Raw genomic sequence first — 17,261 nt, 5'->3', positions numbered from 1 at the left:
TATGACGCATATGCAACCACCGTTACCTCCGGTCAGCCGCTCAGTGGCTGACCTTACCAGCGCTCCCGCCGATGCTATTCGTATCCCGGCCAAGTCCCTGCGCCGATATATCTATGTCATCCTGAGCGTGCTGACCGCGATAAGCGGTGTTTACATCATGTTTGATATCTTGCGTGCGAATGACCTGACTACGCTCGAAACCGTTATTCTGGTACTGTTCGGCATCAGTTTTACCTGGTTAAGCCTCGCTTTCTGGAGCGGACTTTTTGGTTTCTTTTTGCAGCTGTTCCGCATTGATCCGCTCACACTAAAATCTACTCGCCATTTGCTGGAAGACACATCACCCATCACCACGCGCACGGCAGTGGTGATGCCGGTGTATAACGAAGACACCCACAGAGTCATCGCTGGTTTTGAAGCGACGCTGCGCTCGCTGGAAAAAACCGGTGAGCTGGCGCACTTCGATTTCTTTTTGCTGAGCGATACCACCAACCTTACCATCGCCCAAGCTGAACGCGACCACTGGCAACAATTGCAGGAACGTTTGGGTGATTTGGGCAAGCAGGTTTTTTATCGTCGCCGCGAAAAAAATATCGGCCGCAAAGTCGGCAACCTCGCCGAATTTTGCCAGCGCTGGGGCGCAAATTACGAGCACATGCTAGTGCTCGATGCCGACTCCATTATGACCGGCGATTGCATCGTAAAAATGGTGCGCGCCATGCAGGTAAATCCGCGCACCGGATTAATCCAGACGATTCCAATCCCGGTGCGTCAAACCACTTTTTTCGGTCGCTTCGTACAATTTGCGGCAGTGTTATACAGCCCAATGCTCGCCACCGGAATTGCTTTTTGGCAAACGGATGCAGCTAACTATTGGGGTCACAATGCAATTATCCGCATGCGTGCCTTTATGGACCATTGCGGCTTGCCAACCCTGCCTGGCAACGCGCCTTTCGGTGGCGATATCCTCAGTCACGATTTCGTAGAAGCGGCGATGCTGCGACGCGCAGGCTGGAATGTATTTTTGCTCTCGGATCTTGAAGGCAGCTACGAAGAAGTACCCTGCAATATTATCGATTACGCCAAGCGCGACCGTCGCTGGGTGCAAGGTAATATCCAACACTTGGGCATTTTGAATTTGCGCGGATTACACCCCATTAGCCGCATGCACTTTTTACTTGGTGCCACTGCGTACATCACCTCACTTATTTGGCTGTTGATGTTGGCATTAAGTACTGCAGACGCCGTTGTACGTGCGATTAATTCCAATGTGTATTTCACCGAAGTCTATCAGCTCTACCCCAACTGGCCGATTGCCAAAACGGAATTAATCATTGCGTTGATTTTGCTCACCACAGCGTTATTGATGGGGCCTAAATTTCTCGGTGTCATTATCGCGTTAGTTCATCGCCGCAAACAATTTGGCGGTAGCTTCGCAATAATCAAAGGTGCAATTGTTGAAACTGTTTTTGCAGTATTAATCGCACCGATCATGATGGTATATCACGCCTACTTTGTTATCTCGGTATTCCTTGGATTCAAAGTGAACTGGGATTCGCAAGATCGCGAAGGTCGCTTACTACCCTGGGGCGAGTGTTTTGCACGCACCTCCAAGATGACGATTGCGGCAATCATTTGGGGTACGGTAACTTACATTTATGCACCAGTATTTTTCTGGTGGCTGATCCCGGTAATCACTGGTTTGATTCTCGCTTCGGCGCTGGTGCGTTACTCGTCCAGTCTTGATCTTGGACGTAGTACTCGCGAGCACAAAATATTGCTCTGCCCAAGTGAAGCAATTGAAGATCCGGTACTGGTTCATCTCGACGAGTTATTAGCTGTTGAGCATCCAACGCTGGAATCACCTGCCCCCATTCCCGCATTACCACACGACAACTGGTTAGATATGCCGCACGGCGATATGAATGAGTATCGTCACGTCACTCGCTAAAATCTAAACAGTGCAAAAAAACAGGGCGCTTAGGCGCCCTGTTTTTTTCGATCTAAATTAGCTATCAGAATTAAATAATCCGATCACGGTAGCTGATCCAGATAACGGCGATGGTTAATGGAAAATTCAGAGTTATTGAATTTATCCCAATTGATTGACCAGGTCATCACACCGCGCAAATTAGGCCATGCTTGTGCTGGCTGATATGAAGTACAACCCTGTGTTTTGATCAAACAATTCAGCGCTGTGTGCACATCTGCCACACTGGTAAATCCGCCACCGGCATTCACGTTTGCTGGTAAACCAATTAGCACCTGATCCTGACGCAATGCAGGGAAGGTTAAATTAGTTCCCGCCACTTTAAACCCGGTTAACAACATATCAACCAGCGCGATGTGGAAATCAGCTCCGCCCATGGTGTGATATTTATTGTCGGTACCAGTAATTGCACCCGAGTTATAATTTTGCACCTGCAGCCAATCAAGCTGATCACGCAATGCATAAATCACGGGCAAATAGGCACCGGCACGATTATCACAACTAATACAGGTCCCACCGTAGAAGCTGTAACCCAATTGCACAAAGAAAGTCTCCGGAGCCATGGTGAGCACAAATTTATCACCGTAATGGCTGGTCAAATCTTTCAATGCACCGATCAAATTCACAACCACCGGCGTAGTTGGATTGCGGAAATCATTATCGCCAGAATTCAAAAATAATGAATGCCCTTCAAAGTCGACATCGAGGCCATCAAAACCGTATTCATCAATAATCGCTTTCATCGAATTAACAAAATTCGCGCGCGCTGCAGCCGTTGGTAACTGCACCTGACCATTGGCACCACCAATACTGATGATGACTTTTTTGCCTGCCGCTTGTTTGGCTTTAATCGCTGCTTTGAATGACGCCATATTAAATGCAGGATCAAGCACAAAGGCTATCTCACCCGCCGCACGGCCAGTTGGTTCAGCAAATGAAATATTAATTGCATCGTAGGCATCCGAAACCTGATCCAACGGAATCACACCCGAACCATTATTAAAGTTATGCCAGTAACCGGAAATAATGCGATAGCGACCGGCGCCAACACTTGACGATGTGGAGCTTGCAGATGAGCGCGATGAACTGGAGATCGAGCTTGGAGTAGAACTCGCTGATGATGTAACGCCACAGCTACGCACCAACTCCCATGCCATTTGCCAATGAGCGCCTGAACCCGGAGCATATGCCCACTCAGCGCTCGAACTGCACCAACCCGCTACAGTACAGCGATATTCATTGCCCGCATTTTTAACCAATTGTCCAAGCGAATATGCGGTGCCCGCAACGTATTGCACTGAACCGCAATTGCCACTAACCGATGAACTTGATGGCGCAGTGGAACTGGATGAACGCGAAGAATTACTCGAAGGCGCAACACTCGATGGCTGTGTTGACGAACGGGAAGATGATGAAGGTGTAATTGAGCTTGAAGAAGCCGCACCATCGCAGTTCCCCAGCAGAGTCCACTCCTGCCACTGGCCGGAATAATTTGTCGGGTTGTGCCCCTGCGACCACCAATTGGCTTTATAGGCTTTACCTGATTCCTGCACTTGTGCGCCGCTTGAATAAGCCGATGCGCTATTCCATTGCGCGATGCCCGCACAGCTCAATGCCATGCTATCGAAGGATGCCGCAGCAAGGCATAAACCCGCCACGGTAATTATTGGATGTTTCATTAGACGTTCCTCTGTGTTTTTTAGGCAAAGCAATACCGGCAGAAGTATTTGCAACTTCTGGAGGATTGAATTGTTTGAATGTTTTACTTTGCAACTAACAACAGCTCAGCGTTATCGCCCCATGCATTGAAATACAACAGGCTTCACAACTGCGTCGCTGTTTGTTCTCTAGAGAAAACGAATCCATTTTATTGTTTGGACTCAACACGCCGATATTATTGTTATTGGCACAACCGCTTCGGTATTGTTGGTATCGATAGGGGCAAAATAGCGCCCACTCCCTTATGACAACATTGTCATTTATAGCGTGCTCACTTTATGTCCACAATCTATGTTATAAACAAAGTACCTCTCACATACCCACCTTTCACCACACAACATCAAGAAATAAAAATAAAGTTGATAATTACAACTTAATATAACGCTAGATATGTGAGGCAACGAACAACTTTTGGCGCCGATATGGATCAAGATTTCGCGAGAAATACATATCGAATAGTGACACATCAGCTACTCATCATTGACAATATTGTAGTTAGACGTCGCATCGAAAATAACGGGAAGGGAACGCAGAATGAGAAACAAAGTAGCTATTACATTTCTATTAAACATGCTGGCACTGAATGCATCAGCAGGCCTCATCACCGCGAACAAATTTGAAGTGGGCACAAATATTAGCAAGATTGATCCGAACGTCACTATGTCTATCGTCATTAGCGATCAAGTAGGTTCTGCATTTGTTCCAAAATTCTACGATGCTTTAGTGTTATCAAATCCTGCAGGCTCCGCGCTGTCAGCAATAGGATGTACAGACAGTGGTGCAACACAAAATGGAAGATTGATGACTGAAGGTGGAGGGAGCCCCGGAATGACGCTTGATGACAGACTGACGCAGAAAGACAGTTTTAACGGTGGGCGTTCAGCAATGATGTTAATAAGTTACGTTGAACCTACAAGAAAGCTGTCCTATCAAGCAGTCGACTGGTACGGTGACGGAGTGATTGCATTGGCTTTTGATAAAGATAAAAACTTTATTGGTGAGTACAGTGGTACAAATTATATTGATGATTATGAGTCACACTGGGGTGAATCCGTACCGGTTCGTCGCTTCAACCAAACAAATCATTTCACTTCTGATGTCTACTATATTTTGCTTGGTGGATATTACTCTTCAGCCTATATCACAGGAATTGACACATCTACATCAGTGCCCGAACCAAAATCTTTGGCACTAATTTTCATCGGGATATTGGGATTGTTTTTTAAACATAAAAACGTTAGGGCAAAATTAAAAAGGCGCTAATTTGCGCCTTTTTAACAATGTATTTATCACGCAGTCATTACTAAAACCAGAAGGATAAGTAAAAGCGGAATACATCTGCCTGCAAGTTGTAGAGAGGCTCGTCACCTGCAGCAAATTCGGTGGGCGATACGCGTGCATCGCGGAAATCATCGTAGTCGATATCAAACCTGTCCCAATATAAATTCGCAGTGCTCTTTTCGAACCAGGGAATGACACCAGCGGGAATTTTATAAGTTACCCCCAAACCAACGGTGGTAGATGAGAAGGGGCTCAATTCTTTATCGCGCGCCAGAAAATTTTGCGCATCGCGGTAGGGAAACAAATCCGCATAAAAATCCGCACCGCTTTGGCTGTAGATGCGATATTTAACTTCAATCAACCATTGCTCACCATATGGGTGCAAATAGCGCAGTTCGATATTGTCGGCGTCGATTCCCCAGCTATCGGAAAACTGCCGGGCTTCAACTCGCACTGACGCGCGATAGGGAAGATAATAAATTGCACGTAAACCCAAGGCATCACTATTGCGCGTATGCGGATAACGCTCACCTTGATAAAGGTAGCCACCAGTCCCCGTTAAATAGCGCACCGAGCGATAAGGGTTGTTCAAACAACTTTGATCTTGAGTGAGGTTCAGGCATTGGTCAGTCGCGCTATCAAAACTTAGCGATGCTAATAAATTTTTGGTTACGATTTGCGATGCATTAATACTGTACTTACGACGTTGTAAATCCCGTTTGTATGTTGGATCGGTATTTTGCCCGACCACATCCTCGCCAAAACTCACACCGAATCCCACGGTAGTCAAATCACCAAAAAAACTTTGGTCGACACCGAAACTGTAGGTCGATGCATCGTAGTCATTTTCTTTACTACTGGTGTAACCCAATTTGATCGTAGAGCGGTCAATCAAATACTGGCCACTGAAGCCCTGCTCTTTGCGTTCTTCACTGTAGGGACTCGCGGTTGCTTGCACATCAATTGAGGCGCTACTCACCATATCCACATAATAATTGGCGGCAACCGATACCGATGCTCCAATATTTTTGCGCACCAGAATCGACGGGCCATCAATCTGTGCACCGCCGCCATCGTAACCGTGATAAAGCAAATCGATTCGCTCATCAGGCAGAACCGCTGCGTGAGCAAAATTTCCCAGCAGCACAAATGCGAGCAGCAGGAAACGATTAATTACAACCACAGCCACCTCCCGATGCACCATCGCCACCACGCGCGGCTTCACGTGCGTCATACACGTGATGCAGATAGGAATCTGCAACCGGATCGCGCTCAAAACTCATGATTTCATCAGCGATTTTTTGCCGCTCATAAGGCTTCACCCAAGGCTTGATCGGGCTACAGGCAGCGATGCTAAACAGCAGCGCAATAAATAGCAGGCGACGCAATATCATTCTTTAATCAGCTCACGGATTTGATCGCGATATTTATTTTCATCGCCCGCTTTGTAGCCGCGATTAACGTAGCGAATTACACCTTTTTTATCGATCACAACGGTGGTTGGCATAGCATCGACGCTATACAAACTGCTCGCCTTGCTTTCAGTGTCGAACAATATCGGGAAGGTTACGCCCAATTCTTTCAGTAACTTTTTCGCATCGGTATTATCTTCTTCCACATTCACACCGTAGAGCACAAAACCAGCCGAGCTGTAACGCTTGGACATTTCATCCAACAGCGGCATTTCTTTGCGGCATGGGCCGCACCAGGACGCCCAGAAATTCAGCATCACAACTTGCCCGCGCTGTTCCGCCAAGCGGACATTTTCGCCGGTGCTGCTTTGCAACGTAAAATCAGGCGCCGGATTAGCAAAAGCATTAGCACCAATAAGTCCGGCAGCGATAATCAAGCCAGTGCCAAGCAATTTTTTATACAAACGTGTTTTCGACAACATGTGGTAACTCCAAAAAATTAACGCCGAAATATATTCTAGAAAAACAGCGAAAGCCCCAAACGCGATTCCAAATTGGTAACGGTTTTGCTCTCGCCAAATAATTCATGTTTAAAGCTGTGGCCGCGCATACTTAAATCCAACGCCAGCCAGTCGGTAGCGTAAAAGCGCAAACCGGCACCCAGATTGGTGGTGAAATAATCCTTCGCAGCGAAATCCGTATTGCCTGCGCCCGCCACTATGTAGAAGTGATTATTGAAGGTCCATTTATCAGAGATAAACACTTGCCCGTGCAAGAAGTTGTAGCCGAGCGACAGATTGTAATAACTCAGATCGCGTTCATCTTCGGTAAGCAGCTCCACGCCACCACTCAATAATTCGTAACTGGTTTTTTCCGTTTTGCTAACACCGTAAGCAGCTTCAACAAAAAAATCTTCAGTGATGTGATACGCAAAGGTAATTCCCACTACTTCATTGGTACCGAAATCTTCAATGCTGAGCAGCCCGTAATAAGCGCCCATTTCAAAATTCTCGCTGTCGAGATCATCTTCTTTAATGGTGCGGCGTTTTACATCCGGCGTAATAATTTGCCCCAGCTCATCGTCATCGCTGCTGCTGTCATCTTGTGCGTAAGCAACACTGCCAATGCCCGCTAAACCGAGCAGCAATCCGCCTAGAAAAAGACGTTGAATCCAACTTTCCATTCATTAACCTCTTCATTGGTGTTGCGGCTGGTCATTATGTAGTGATTGGTGTATTCCACCCGCAGGAAAAAACGGCCAGTGATGTGGATGTAAGCACCCAGACTGGCTTGTAATAAATCATCTTCGCGATCTTCAGTCTGCACCAGTGTCGAGCTGGGAAAGGTTTTTATTTTTCCGCCGCCAACGCTGAAAAACGGTGACGCGCGCAAATCCGGAAAAGGTTGGAACAAAATACCAGCGGCGACAATTTGGCTATCCGAAAACTGACCAGTATTTTCGGCGTAGCGCAACTCAGCCGATAAATTTTTAGTGAAGCGATAGCCGAGGTTCATACTCAAACTGTCGGCGCCAGCAAAGTCACCGTAGGCTGCACCCATTTCAAACCGGTCTACCAGATAATCAGCCTGCTTGCTGTCAGGAAAATCCGGTTTGCTGCCGTCGAGCGACAAAGTGAATTGCATATCGTCACGCTTGATCCAACCGACAAGTCCGCGTTTGGTTTTAATTTTGATCCATTCAGTGCGGCTTTTTAACAGCGTGATAATTTCTTCGCGCTCGACCACATAAAAAATTGGATAGCCGCGCCCGGGGCCGGAATACACATTAATGAATGCATCATCAACGCTGACTTGCAATGGCTCTTGCTCGGCAAACCAGGAGTCGAACCAACTTGCAGCAAATGCCGGAGTGCTGCATAACATTACACAGCACAGCGAGAGATACTGGATCACACGCGAATGTTTTGGTGTTTGCGGCTCTCTGGTTTTTTGTTGTACGCCGTAAGTCATCAATTCATCAATCTACTGAGTCAAATGGGTTGTTGTAGTAGGCCGCGCGAATATCCAGCCACTCCGATAATAATTTTAGTTCGCTCGCATTCAGAAAGCCGCGATGATCCACTGTCTCTGCAGTCGCATCAAAATTACTGAAACGATTGAAGAAGCGCGCACTCGCACGCGCACCGTCCGGAGACATTGAACGCGTTACACCAAGCTGACGAGTGAGTGGAATCGGATTACCTTCGGCATCCAACAACAGCACTTGCGTCACTACACCGGTTTCTGAAGTCACATCCTGTTCGACAAACGGACAGTCAGCCACGCCGTCACAAGTGGGATTGCCACCAGCATCCAAATTGACGATGCATTCGGGAATCGCATCCTCATCAATCTCAAATTCACACACCGGAATATTGTCGGTCAGACCGGCCAGATCATCAGTCAGGATCTGGCGCAAATCGTTGGAGAGCAACTCGCGGTAAGAGGTCATGTGATTATTGTTTAAATCAGACGCCTGACTGGTCAACTCTAGCTGACCTGCAGGAACCTGCACAAGCGCATTACCACTTGCATCGGTAGTATTCCGGCTATGGCAACCAATACATTGCCGCTCAACCGTATTTACAACACGGCTGCGCTCCCACAAAGGTTGAATGTGGGTTTCATAATTAATGATTACGCGGCAGAGACTATTCCAGCCATCGGGATCAACGCAGGCTTCAGTGGTCGGTGCAACAATTTGGGCGGGATCTTCAGCGAGCGTTGAGTAGCGATATTCAAAACCCGGCTCTTTCGGGCGCACCGCAGTGTCAGTCCACTCGTCATTAAAGACGATATCAACACTTGGCTGGCGCAGGGCGACTGCGGCGCACGTAGTGGGATTACCCGGCGTGGTACAGAAAGTTGAGCGAGTGGCGAACTCCGCCATGGTCTCACCCATTTGTGGCGTTACCGGTGTGCCTAACGCATCAAACCTGACCGTATTCATGAACGCGACGCCGCTGGTGGCAGCGCCCTGATTTAACGCGTCGGCTTCTGCATCGGCGCGCCCGTGAGCGATGTCATTGCGGTTGTCGTGACAGCCGTTACATTCGCGCACTTCACCTGGGCGCAATTGCAGCCAGTTATTGTGCATAGCACTGATGCGACGACCATTGGCATCCAGGATTTCAATCGTGAAGGCGACATCGGCGGGGACTTTAACTTTTACCGAGCCATCCGGTTCGATAGGCGCGTAGCCGAGGATTTCGCGCATAACTCCACCGCTAACACCAAAGGCATCGCCATCAAAATCGAGGGTATCGTTATCGGGCATGGACACCGCTTTAATCAGGCGTAAAAACCGCGCGGGTCGGGCCGATGGCGCGGCGGCGGTCATAGCAGCCAAATTGGCAGGCGCACCAGCGACCCCGTAAGCGCCAAAACTGCCATCAAAATCGTAAACGCTGCGGATGTGCAACACCCCCACCGCCTCTTGCGCCAATTGGGTATCTACTTCCGAGCGGAAGAAAGTTGGCGGCGTCACTTTTTCCAGCGATACGGCCTCGCTATACATCACTCCCGCTTTCGCCAGCACTACAGGCTGTTGGGTTTGTTGGGCGATGTTGTAGATCCAGATACCATAAAACGGCTCTGCCTCAACTATATCCGGGATCGCCATATTGGTTTCGGTGCAGGGCAACAAACGCTCGGTGACCGGCTCCTGCAGGCGGCATTGGCTCCAGCTGACCAGCAGGCGATTGGTGCCATCGTAAAGCGGATAAAGAGAGGCAAAACGGCCGTGAACCGATATCTCGGTTTCACCCTCGCGAATATTGACCGGCAGTATAGAAATGCGCTCCTGACCCGCTGTGCCAATCGCTTTACCACCCGGTACCAGACGATCATTTTCGCTAAAACCGGCACCATCAATCACCACCATATCACCACCGAGCAAGGCGCCACTGGGTTTCAAAATACCGGCGATACGCCCGTCGGGCATGGGATTGAGATTGAACAGGCGCGGCATACTTTGGGTATCGTCATCCTCCTCCTGATTCAGGCTGTTGTAACCGTAGTAGATTTGGCTGTTGGTGCCGTCAGGATTAACAGTGTAGAAACTGAGATTGTCATTGCCCAACCTGTCCCAACGCGAATAGAAAACTCGTCCGTCAGGCAATAGACCAGGTTGGATGTCGTGGCTTTGGTTGTAAGTGATTTGCTGGATATCCGTTCCATCGTCTTTCATGGTGTGGAGGACATAGGCAGGTTCGTCGCGATCCCCCTCGATACCCGCAGCGTACTGGGGTTTACCGTCATCCAGCAAAATCGCTTTGCTGCGCGTCTGGCGTGTAGATGCAAACAGGATACGGCCATCGGGCAAATAGCGCGGCGCTATATCCTGCCCTGCCTCAGCCACTATATCGGCAGTGATAATCCGGCGCAGGACTTTGGTTTCCAGCTGGTATTCCCAGATATTCCAGGTCGGTTGCTCGTCTTCATCCGCATCTTCGATTTCCGGTGCGCGCATAGCAAAAATCAAACGCTGGCCACTCGGATGGACAGATAAATCCTTAACATCGTAAAGCGGACCATCGGGAAAATCGGCAACGGGATAATCTTCAAGCGGGAACGCAGCCGAGCTGATATCCACCGGCGTCGCCAGCGCAGTAGCACGCTCTTTCAGGATAAGTTTGGCACCTGGATTAAATGCCGCCGGTTCAAATACATCAGGGAAAACCGGTTCGCCGTCGTCATCCAACGGGATTGGCCGCTCGATATAGGCGATAGGTAAATCAACCACCACCGGGTCCGGTTTTTGTCCACCGTTACTGCCGCCGCCTCCACCCCCACCGCCGCACGCACTCAGGCCGAGCAGAAGCAGGCTCGCAGCCAATAATCGACGATGGCGAAGAAAAGACTCGCAGAGGTTCATATCATTTGCCTTATATCGCTCTGGCTTATGCCCTTGGGAGGACAGCAGGTTGCACCGGATGGAAGTTGATTGGAAAAGTTATAGTCGCTTATGGAAATAAAGATAGTTCCGCGCGCCGGTGATATTATTGTCAGCCAATCCCGCATAGCATTCCCTCGATTTAATCACGAAAGGCGGCAAAATCCCCCAGCTGGAGCGGCTTTGCACCTTCTCCGTCTGCGTGTTATCGCACCCACATATGATGATTGATGTGCCTCTATTACAGATATGTGATTAAGTCGGCAGCGGCTTACTCTAATTCGGCACATGTTTCATCAAACCCGCTGACTATAATTGCTCTTACCCTACTCCAATTAAAAGATTGTCCTGCTGCAATAACCGGCCAGACAACTGAAAACGCTTTGGGAGCAACCGTGATCAACCTCTCTCTCCTGCCGGCTTGCATGTCGGCCAAGGGAAAACTGTTGTTAACCAGCCTGAATACCCGGCTGATAACGGGTTTTCTCGCTCTGGCGCTATGCTCCCCTTTTGCGCAAGCCGGTTCACGCGAACAGGCAGTGCAAATCCATAACCGTATTGCGGGGGTACCGCCATCGGAAGCAGTGCTGCTGCAAATGGCGACGCAGATCGACGCCAACAATGTGGCCGAGGCGGTGAAAATCGCCATGAATAATGAAGCCTTTTACAGCGTCACCCTGAAGAATATGGCGACGCCTTGGACCAACCGCGAACAAACTGTGTTTGCGCCATTAAATGATTACACCGCCACCATCATCGGCTTGGTGCGCGACGACGCCGACTTCCGCACCGCGCTTTACGATGACGTCATCTACACCAGTAATGCTGGCGGCTTGCCCGCTTACTCGAACAGCAACAATAGCCATTATGAGATGGCTGAGTCGCAAGGAGTCAGTCTGAAAGACACCTTGGTACGCCGCACCCAATCCAGCATCAATGGCTTGCCGGTAGATGCCACCTCCGGTGTGATCACCAGCCGCGCAGCTGCTAAAGCCTTTTTTATCGCGGGCACCAACCGCGCCATGTTCCGCTTCACGCTGGTCAACCATCTCTGCCGCGATCTTGAGCAAGTGCACGACACTTCGCTGGTGCCGGACTTTATCCGTCAGGACGTCAGCCGCAGCCCCGGTGGCGATAGCCGCGTATTCCTCAATAATTGCATCGGCTGCCACAATGGCATGGATCCAATGGCTAAAGCCTACGCCTATTACGATTACGAATTTGATATCAATGCCGACCCCGATGGCATCAACGGCGCCATCCATTACAACACCGAAGGCGTGATTGACCCGGACACCAACAGCCGCGTCGAGAAGAAATACCGCATCAACAGCTCCACCTTCAAACCCGGCTATGTCACCACCAATGACAATTGGCAAAACTACTGGCGCAAAGGCCAGAACAGCCATTTAGGTTGGGCGTGGAATTCCCCCGCCTTGACCGGCATGGGCGCAGGTGCCAAAAGCATGAATATGGAGCTGGCTCATTCCAAAGCCTTCGCCAGCTGCCAGGTAGAAAAAGTGTTCCAGAACGTCTGCTTGCGCAAACCGGGCGATGCGACAGACAGAGCCAAGGTCGAGGAATTCACCCAGAACTTTGCCGCCAATAATTACAAGTTGAAGCAGGTGTTTATCGACACTGCCAACTACTGCAAAGGCCAATAAGGGGAGATGACCGTGAAAAACTTTCAGTTAAGCTCCACTTTATTGTTTCGCTCTACTTTGCCATTACGCTCCGCCTTGTTGCTCGTCGCGTTGATCGTCAGTCTGGTTGGCTGCGGGTCAGGATCAGGCGCTAAAACCGAACCAAACCCCAATACCAATCCCGGTGGGGGCAGCGGCGAAGATTTCAGTTACAAGGGCAATAATCCGGCGTCCACTGCCGACATCACCAAATTCCAGAACAATCTGTGGATCAATATCGCCCGTGAAAACCGCTGCGGCGGCTGCCACACCCAAGGCAAACAAGCGCCGGAATTCGGGCGCGGTGACGATATCAACCTCGCCTACGCGGCGGTGATTGATAACGGTTTGGTTAGCCTCGGCAATCCGGCGCAATCGCGTCTGGTCACCAAAGTGGCCGCCGGCCATAACTGCTGGCTCGCTGATCCGGTTGCCTGTGGCGACATCATGACCACCTGGATCACCGCGTGGGCGGGCAATAGCGGCACCACCGCCAACAGCGTAGTGCTGACACCGCCAGCCGAGAAAGATCTGGCCAGCAGTAAAGTATTCCCTGATAGCCCGGCAAATTTCTCAACCACCGTTTATCCATTGCTGACCCAATACTGCGCCCAGTGCCACAGCGAAAGCGCCGTCACGCGCCAGCAACCCTACTTTGCCAGCAGCCGGGTAGACGCAGCTTATGAAGCCGCTAAAACCCGCATGCGTCTGGACAATCCAGCGGCCTCACGTTTTGTGCAGCGTTTGTCGGGCGATGCCCACAACTGCTGGAGCAATTGCAGCCAGAACGCCGCCGATATGCAGGCCGCAATCACTGCCTTAGCCAATACCATTACCCCCATCACCGTTGATCCCGATCTGGTGATCAGTAAAGCCGTCGGCCTGAGCGATGCCTTTGTCGTCACCAGCGGCGGCCGCATCGATACCGATATCATCGCCAAGTACGAATTCAAAACCGGCAAAGGCAGCATCGCCTACGATACCGCCGGCGTTGATCCGGTGGCCAACCTCAACCTGATCGGCAATGTCGCCTGGAGCAGCGCTTGGGGTCTGAAGTTCAAAGACACAGGTAAGGCTCAGGCAGCTACCGGCGATAGCCGCAAGTTCTACGATTTATTGCGCGCCGCTGGTGAATACTCGATTGAAACCTGGGTGATTCCCGACAACGTGGTGCAGGGCGATAACGACAACAACCCCGCACGCATAGTCACCTATTCCGGCAGCGCCACCAGCCGCAATTTCACCCTCGGGCAATACGAATACAACTACAGCTTTTTGAATCGCACTTCAAAAAGTGATGCCAATGGTCTGCCCGAATTGGCAACTGCCGCCAATAAAGAAATCCTGCAGGCGAGTTTGCAACATGTTGTGGTCACCTTCGATCCAATCCGCGGGCGCCGCATTTATGTCAATGGTGAATTCACGGGCGACACAGATCCCGATGCGGGCGCCGTGTTGAAAGATTGGGACAGCAGTTTCGCCCTCGCGATTGGCAATGATGTATCCAACAATCGCCCTTGGGCCGGAAGCATCCGTTTCCTCGCCATCCACAAACGCGCTATGAGCGCGGCTGATATCAAAACCAACTTTGATGTCGGCGTGGGCGCGAAATACCTGCTGCTGTTTAACGTCTCTGAACTGGTCGGCACGCCGCTGAGTTTTATCGTGTTCGATGTGCAGCAATTCGATGATTACGCCTATCTATTTAGCTCGCCGTTTTTTACTAATCTCGGCGAACAAAAAGTGCAGGGCGAAGTGGATTTGAAAGGCTTGCGCATTGGGGTTAATGGCACTGAAGCACCAGTCGGGCAAGTGTTTGCCAATCTGGACACCAAAATCAGTGCAACGCAAATGGTCGAGGGCCGCCAGACTTTATCAACGCTCGGTACGATTGTGGAAATGAAACAGGGGCCAGACCAGGACCAATTCTTCCTTACCTTCGACCATATCGGCGAGTACAACTACACCCGCACCGAAGCAGTGGTGCCGCCACCGGCAACACCAGCAGATATTCCCGGCCAGGCACATATTGGCCTGCGCAATTTCGCCGAGATCAACGCAACCCTGTCGACCATGACCGGCGTGAGCAAAACCACACCGGCGATCCGCACGACTTACGCCAAAGTCGAACAGCAGTTGCCAACGCTAACCAATATCGAAGGCTTCTTAGCTGCGCAGCAAATGGGTATCACCCAACTTGCCGTGGCCTACTGCAACGCATTGGTTAACGATACTGGACTACGCGCGGGCTATTTTAGTGGCTTTGATTTCAATGCCGGTGCCGGCACTGCGTTTAACGCGACCGGTCGTAGCCAGATTATTGAACCGCTGCTGAAAAACCTGTTGGCGGGGGAGATCGCCTCGGGCGGCACACTCAGCAACCAAGCGAATCCAGCCGCTGTGCGCGCCGAACTCAATCAGTTGATCGACCGCATGACCAGTTGCGCAGCCAGCAACAGCTGTACTGGCAATCGCACCGCCACCACCGTTAAAGCAACTTGTGCCGCCGCGTTGGGCAGTGCAGTGATGCTATTGCAGTAACCACCGGAGCAGACATTATGACTCGCCAAAAAACACCACTGCACCCGGATGCACCACTCCTGCTGAACAACCATAGCCGTCCGCTAAGCCGACGTGAATTGGTATCCCAAGGTTTCCGTGCAGGTACCGCCACGGTCTTGGGCGGCTCGATTTTCAGCCTTTTCGCCAATCCGCGCGAGGCCGAGGCAGCACTTTCCGCTGACCTGATCGCTATGCGCGGCGCTTGTGGTATTGCAGCGCAAGGCGCGGGCAAGATCCCGTTTATCTGTTTTGATCTCGCCGGCGGCGCCAATATCGCCGGCTCTAATGTGCTGATCGGCCAACGTGGCGGCCAGTTGGATTTCCTCAGCGCTGGCGGCTACAGCAAGCAGGGCTTGCCGCTGTCGATGAGTCCCGCTGCATCAAGCGCAGCCAACCCACTCATCAACAATGAACTTGGACTTTCGTTCCATTCCACCAGCGCCATGCTGCGCGGCATTCTGGAGAAAGTCGCGGTGGGTAACCGCGCTTTGACCAACGGCGCCGTCATTCCCGCACGCTCGGAAAACGACACCGGCAACAATCCGCACAACCCCATGTACGGCATCAACCGCGCAGGTGCCAACGGCTCGCTGCTGGCGCTGATCGGATCGCGCGCCAGTGACTCGGGCGGCAATTCCATGGCTCCGGCGATGATGATCAACCCCGAAGTGCGCCCCACCAAAGTCGACAATCCTAACGACGTTACCGGCTTGGTTGATGTGGGCGATCTGGTCAGCCTGCTCGACCAGCAAGACACAGTGGCGGTGATGGAATCCATTTATCGCATCAGCGACGCCAAGCTGGGCAAAGTAAATACCAACACGGTTAACGACGCCGTGATCAAAGATATGGTGCGCTGTGGCTATGTTAAAAGTGCCGATCTCGCCGACCGTTTTGGCAATCCCTCTGCGATTGATCCAGTCGCCGACGCCGATCTGGTTGGCGCAGGCGGTGTATTCACCCAAGCCGAATTTGACGCCGATGGTGAGTTCCGCAAAACCGCCTCAGTCGCCAAATTAGTGATCAATGGTTACGCAGGCGCAGGCACAGTGACTATGGGCGGCTACGACTACCACACCGGCGACCGCTCCACCGGTGAAATTCGCGACCTGCGCGCCGGCCGCTGTATCGGCGCATGCCTGGAATACGCCGCACGCAAAGGCATGCCGGTAATGATTTATGTATTCAGCGACGGCTCGGTATTCAGTAACGGCATGATCGATGACTCAATGGCTGGCGGCGGCAAAGGCGTTTGGACCGGCGACGACCAGCAAACCGGTGCTTCCTTCTTCCTCGTCTACAACCCTACTCGCCGTGCAGTATTGATGGGCGGTTCCGCCACTGATCCCAATGCCATCAGCGATGCGCAACGTGTGCACCAGCAAATCGGCCATATGCGCGCCAGTGGCGATGTGGAAACCGGTTCAGGTGTAGGCGCCGCCAACAACGTTAACTCCCTGGTGGAAACCGTTATCCTCAATTACATGGCGCTGCACGGCACCCAAAACCAGTTCGGCAGCAGCTTCCCCGGCAACAGTTTGGGCAATGCCGCTGCGCTGGATAAAATCACCGCCTTCACCCCAATTTGTAATGGCGTGATTTCGCAGCCGGTGTAATTTCCACGCATCGACAGCGCACCGCAAAACGCCGATACTGCCATCAGTATCGGCGTTTTGTTTTTTTGCCGTCGATCATCACAAACAATAATGCACAAACAGATT

12 protein-coding genes are annotated in these 17,261 nt (G+C 51.0%); 5 read left to right on the top strand and 7 right to left on the bottom strand.

The window, feature by feature from the left end:
• Position 1 precedes the first annotated feature (1 nt).
• Positions 2–1,951, top strand: coding sequence for a glucans biosynthesis glucosyltransferase MdoH (gene mdoH, locus AAGC78_RS01515; RefSeq protein WP_435782259.1), 1,950 nt, complete (start codon positions 2–4; stop codon positions 1,949–1,951).
• A gap of 83 nt (positions 1,952–2,034) precedes the next feature.
• Here mdoH and AAGC78_RS01510 read toward each other — a convergent pair whose 3' ends face one another.
• Positions 2,035–3,669 carry a glycosyl hydrolase family 18 protein gene (locus AAGC78_RS01510; protein ID WP_435782258.1) on the bottom strand — a complete coding sequence of 545 codons (1,635 nt, stop codon included), beginning with the start codon at positions 3,667–3,669 and terminating at the stop codon, positions 2,035–2,037.
• A gap of 574 nt (positions 3,670–4,243) precedes the next feature.
• Between AAGC78_RS01510 and AAGC78_RS01505 the strand changes: the two genes are divergently transcribed.
• A complete protein-coding gene (locus AAGC78_RS01505; RefSeq protein WP_435782257.1) occupies positions 4,244–4,972 on the top strand; it encodes a PEP-CTERM sorting domain-containing protein in 729 nt (242 codons plus the stop codon).
• A gap of 40 nt (positions 4,973–5,012) precedes the next feature.
• Here AAGC78_RS01505 and AAGC78_RS01500 read toward each other — a convergent pair whose 3' ends face one another.
• From AAGC78_RS01500 to AAGC78_RS01475, 6 genes are read right to left on the bottom strand one after another with little or no spacing between them, the layout of a single operon-like run.
• Positions 5,013–6,173 carry a DUF3570 domain-containing protein gene (locus AAGC78_RS01500; RefSeq protein WP_435782256.1) on the bottom strand — a complete coding sequence of 387 codons (1,161 nt, stop codon included), beginning with the start codon at positions 6,171–6,173 and terminating at the stop codon, positions 5,013–5,015.
• Positions 6,160–6,384: a DUF4266 domain-containing protein gene (locus tag AAGC78_RS01495; RefSeq protein ID WP_435782255.1), complete on the bottom strand. Its 225-nt coding sequence runs from the start codon at positions 6,382–6,384 to the stop codon at positions 6,160–6,162. Before AAGC78_RS01495 ends, AAGC78_RS01500 begins: the two co-directional genes overlap by 14 nt.
• Positions 6,381–6,884: a TlpA family protein disulfide reductase gene (locus tag AAGC78_RS01490; protein WP_435782254.1), complete on the bottom strand. Its 504-nt coding sequence runs from the start codon at positions 6,882–6,884 to the stop codon at positions 6,381–6,383. Before AAGC78_RS01490 ends, AAGC78_RS01495 begins: the two co-directional genes overlap by 4 nt.
• Positions 6,885–6,919: 35 nt before the next feature.
• Positions 6,920–7,585 (bottom strand): outer membrane beta-barrel domain-containing protein, encoded by a 666-nt coding sequence (locus AAGC78_RS01485; protein ID WP_435782253.1) that lies wholly within the window; start codon positions 7,583–7,585, stop codon positions 6,920–6,922.
• Positions 7,555–8,373: an SH3 domain-containing protein gene (locus AAGC78_RS01480; RefSeq protein WP_435782252.1), complete on the bottom strand. Its 819-nt coding sequence runs from the start codon at positions 8,371–8,373 to the stop codon at positions 7,555–7,557. The genes AAGC78_RS01485 and AAGC78_RS01480 overlap by 31 nt, the downstream gene beginning before the upstream one ends.
• A gap of 7 nt (positions 8,374–8,380) precedes the next feature.
• A complete protein-coding gene (locus tag AAGC78_RS01475) occupies positions 8,381–11,278 on the bottom strand; it encodes a hypothetical protein (RefSeq protein ID WP_435782251.1) in 2,898 nt (965 codons plus the stop codon).
• Positions 11,279–11,721: 443 nt separating this feature from the next.
• On the opposite strand from AAGC78_RS01475, the gene AAGC78_RS01470 reads away from it, so the two are divergent.
• Genes AAGC78_RS01470 through AAGC78_RS01460 form a run of 3 tightly spaced genes read left to right on the top strand, consistent with a single transcriptional unit; the run spans position 11,722 to position 17,156 of the window.
• Complete coding sequence (locus AAGC78_RS01470; protein WP_435782362.1) at positions 11,722–12,960, top strand: hypothetical protein; 1,239 nt, start codon at positions 11,722–11,724, stop codon at positions 12,958–12,960.
• A 12-nt stretch (positions 12,961–12,972) separates the two neighbouring features.
• Entirely contained in the window at positions 12,973–15,519 is a 2,547-nt protein-coding gene (locus AAGC78_RS01465) for a LamG domain-containing protein (RefSeq protein WP_435782250.1), read from the top strand.
• Positions 15,520–15,536: 17 nt separating this feature from the next.
• A complete protein-coding gene (locus AAGC78_RS01460) occupies positions 15,537–17,156 on the top strand; it encodes a hypothetical protein (RefSeq protein WP_435782249.1) in 1,620 nt (539 codons plus the stop codon).
• Positions 17,157–17,261: the final 105 nt, after the last annotated feature.

The organism is Cellvibrio sp. (assembly GCF_039207905.1).
GTDB lineage: Bacteria > Pseudomonadota > Gammaproteobacteria > Pseudomonadales > Cellvibrionaceae > Cellvibrio.
This window is presented reverse-complemented; position numbering and strand designations above follow the sequence as displayed.

Excerpts from the sequence above, each read along its gene's own strand:
- mdoH (WP_435782259.1), top strand. The coding sequence starts at position 2 with ATGACGCATATGCAACCACCGTTACCTCCGGTCAGCCGCTCAGTGGCT.
- AAGC78_RS01510 (WP_435782258.1), bottom strand. The coding sequence starts at position 3,669 with ATGAAACATCCAATAATTACCGTGGCGGGTTTATGCCTTGCTGCGGCA.
- AAGC78_RS01505 (WP_435782257.1), top strand. The coding sequence starts at position 4,244 with ATGAGAAACAAAGTAGCTATTACATTTCTATTAAACATGCTGGCACTG.
- AAGC78_RS01495 (WP_435782255.1), bottom strand. The coding sequence starts at position 6,384 with ATGATATTGCGTCGCCTGCTATTTATTGCGCTGCTGTTTAGCATCGCT.
- AAGC78_RS01490 (WP_435782254.1), bottom strand. The coding sequence starts at position 6,884 with ATGTTGTCGAAAACACGTTTGTATAAAAAATTGCTTGGCACTGGCTTG.
- AAGC78_RS01485 (WP_435782253.1), bottom strand. The coding sequence starts at position 7,585 with ATGGAAAGTTGGATTCAACGTCTTTTTCTAGGCGGATTGCTGCTCGGT.
- AAGC78_RS01480 (WP_435782252.1), bottom strand. The coding sequence starts at position 8,373 with ATGACTTACGGCGTACAACAAAAAACCAGAGAGCCGCAAACACCAAAA.
- AAGC78_RS01475 (WP_435782251.1), bottom strand. The coding sequence starts at position 11,278 with ATGAACCTCTGCGAGTCTTTTCTTCGCCATCGTCGATTATTGGCTGCG.
- AAGC78_RS01470 (WP_435782362.1), top strand. The coding sequence starts at position 11,722 with ATGTCGGCCAAGGGAAAACTGTTGTTAACCAGCCTGAATACCCGGCTG.
- AAGC78_RS01460 (WP_435782249.1), top strand. The coding sequence starts at position 15,537 with ATGACTCGCCAAAAAACACCACTGCACCCGGATGCACCACTCCTGCTG.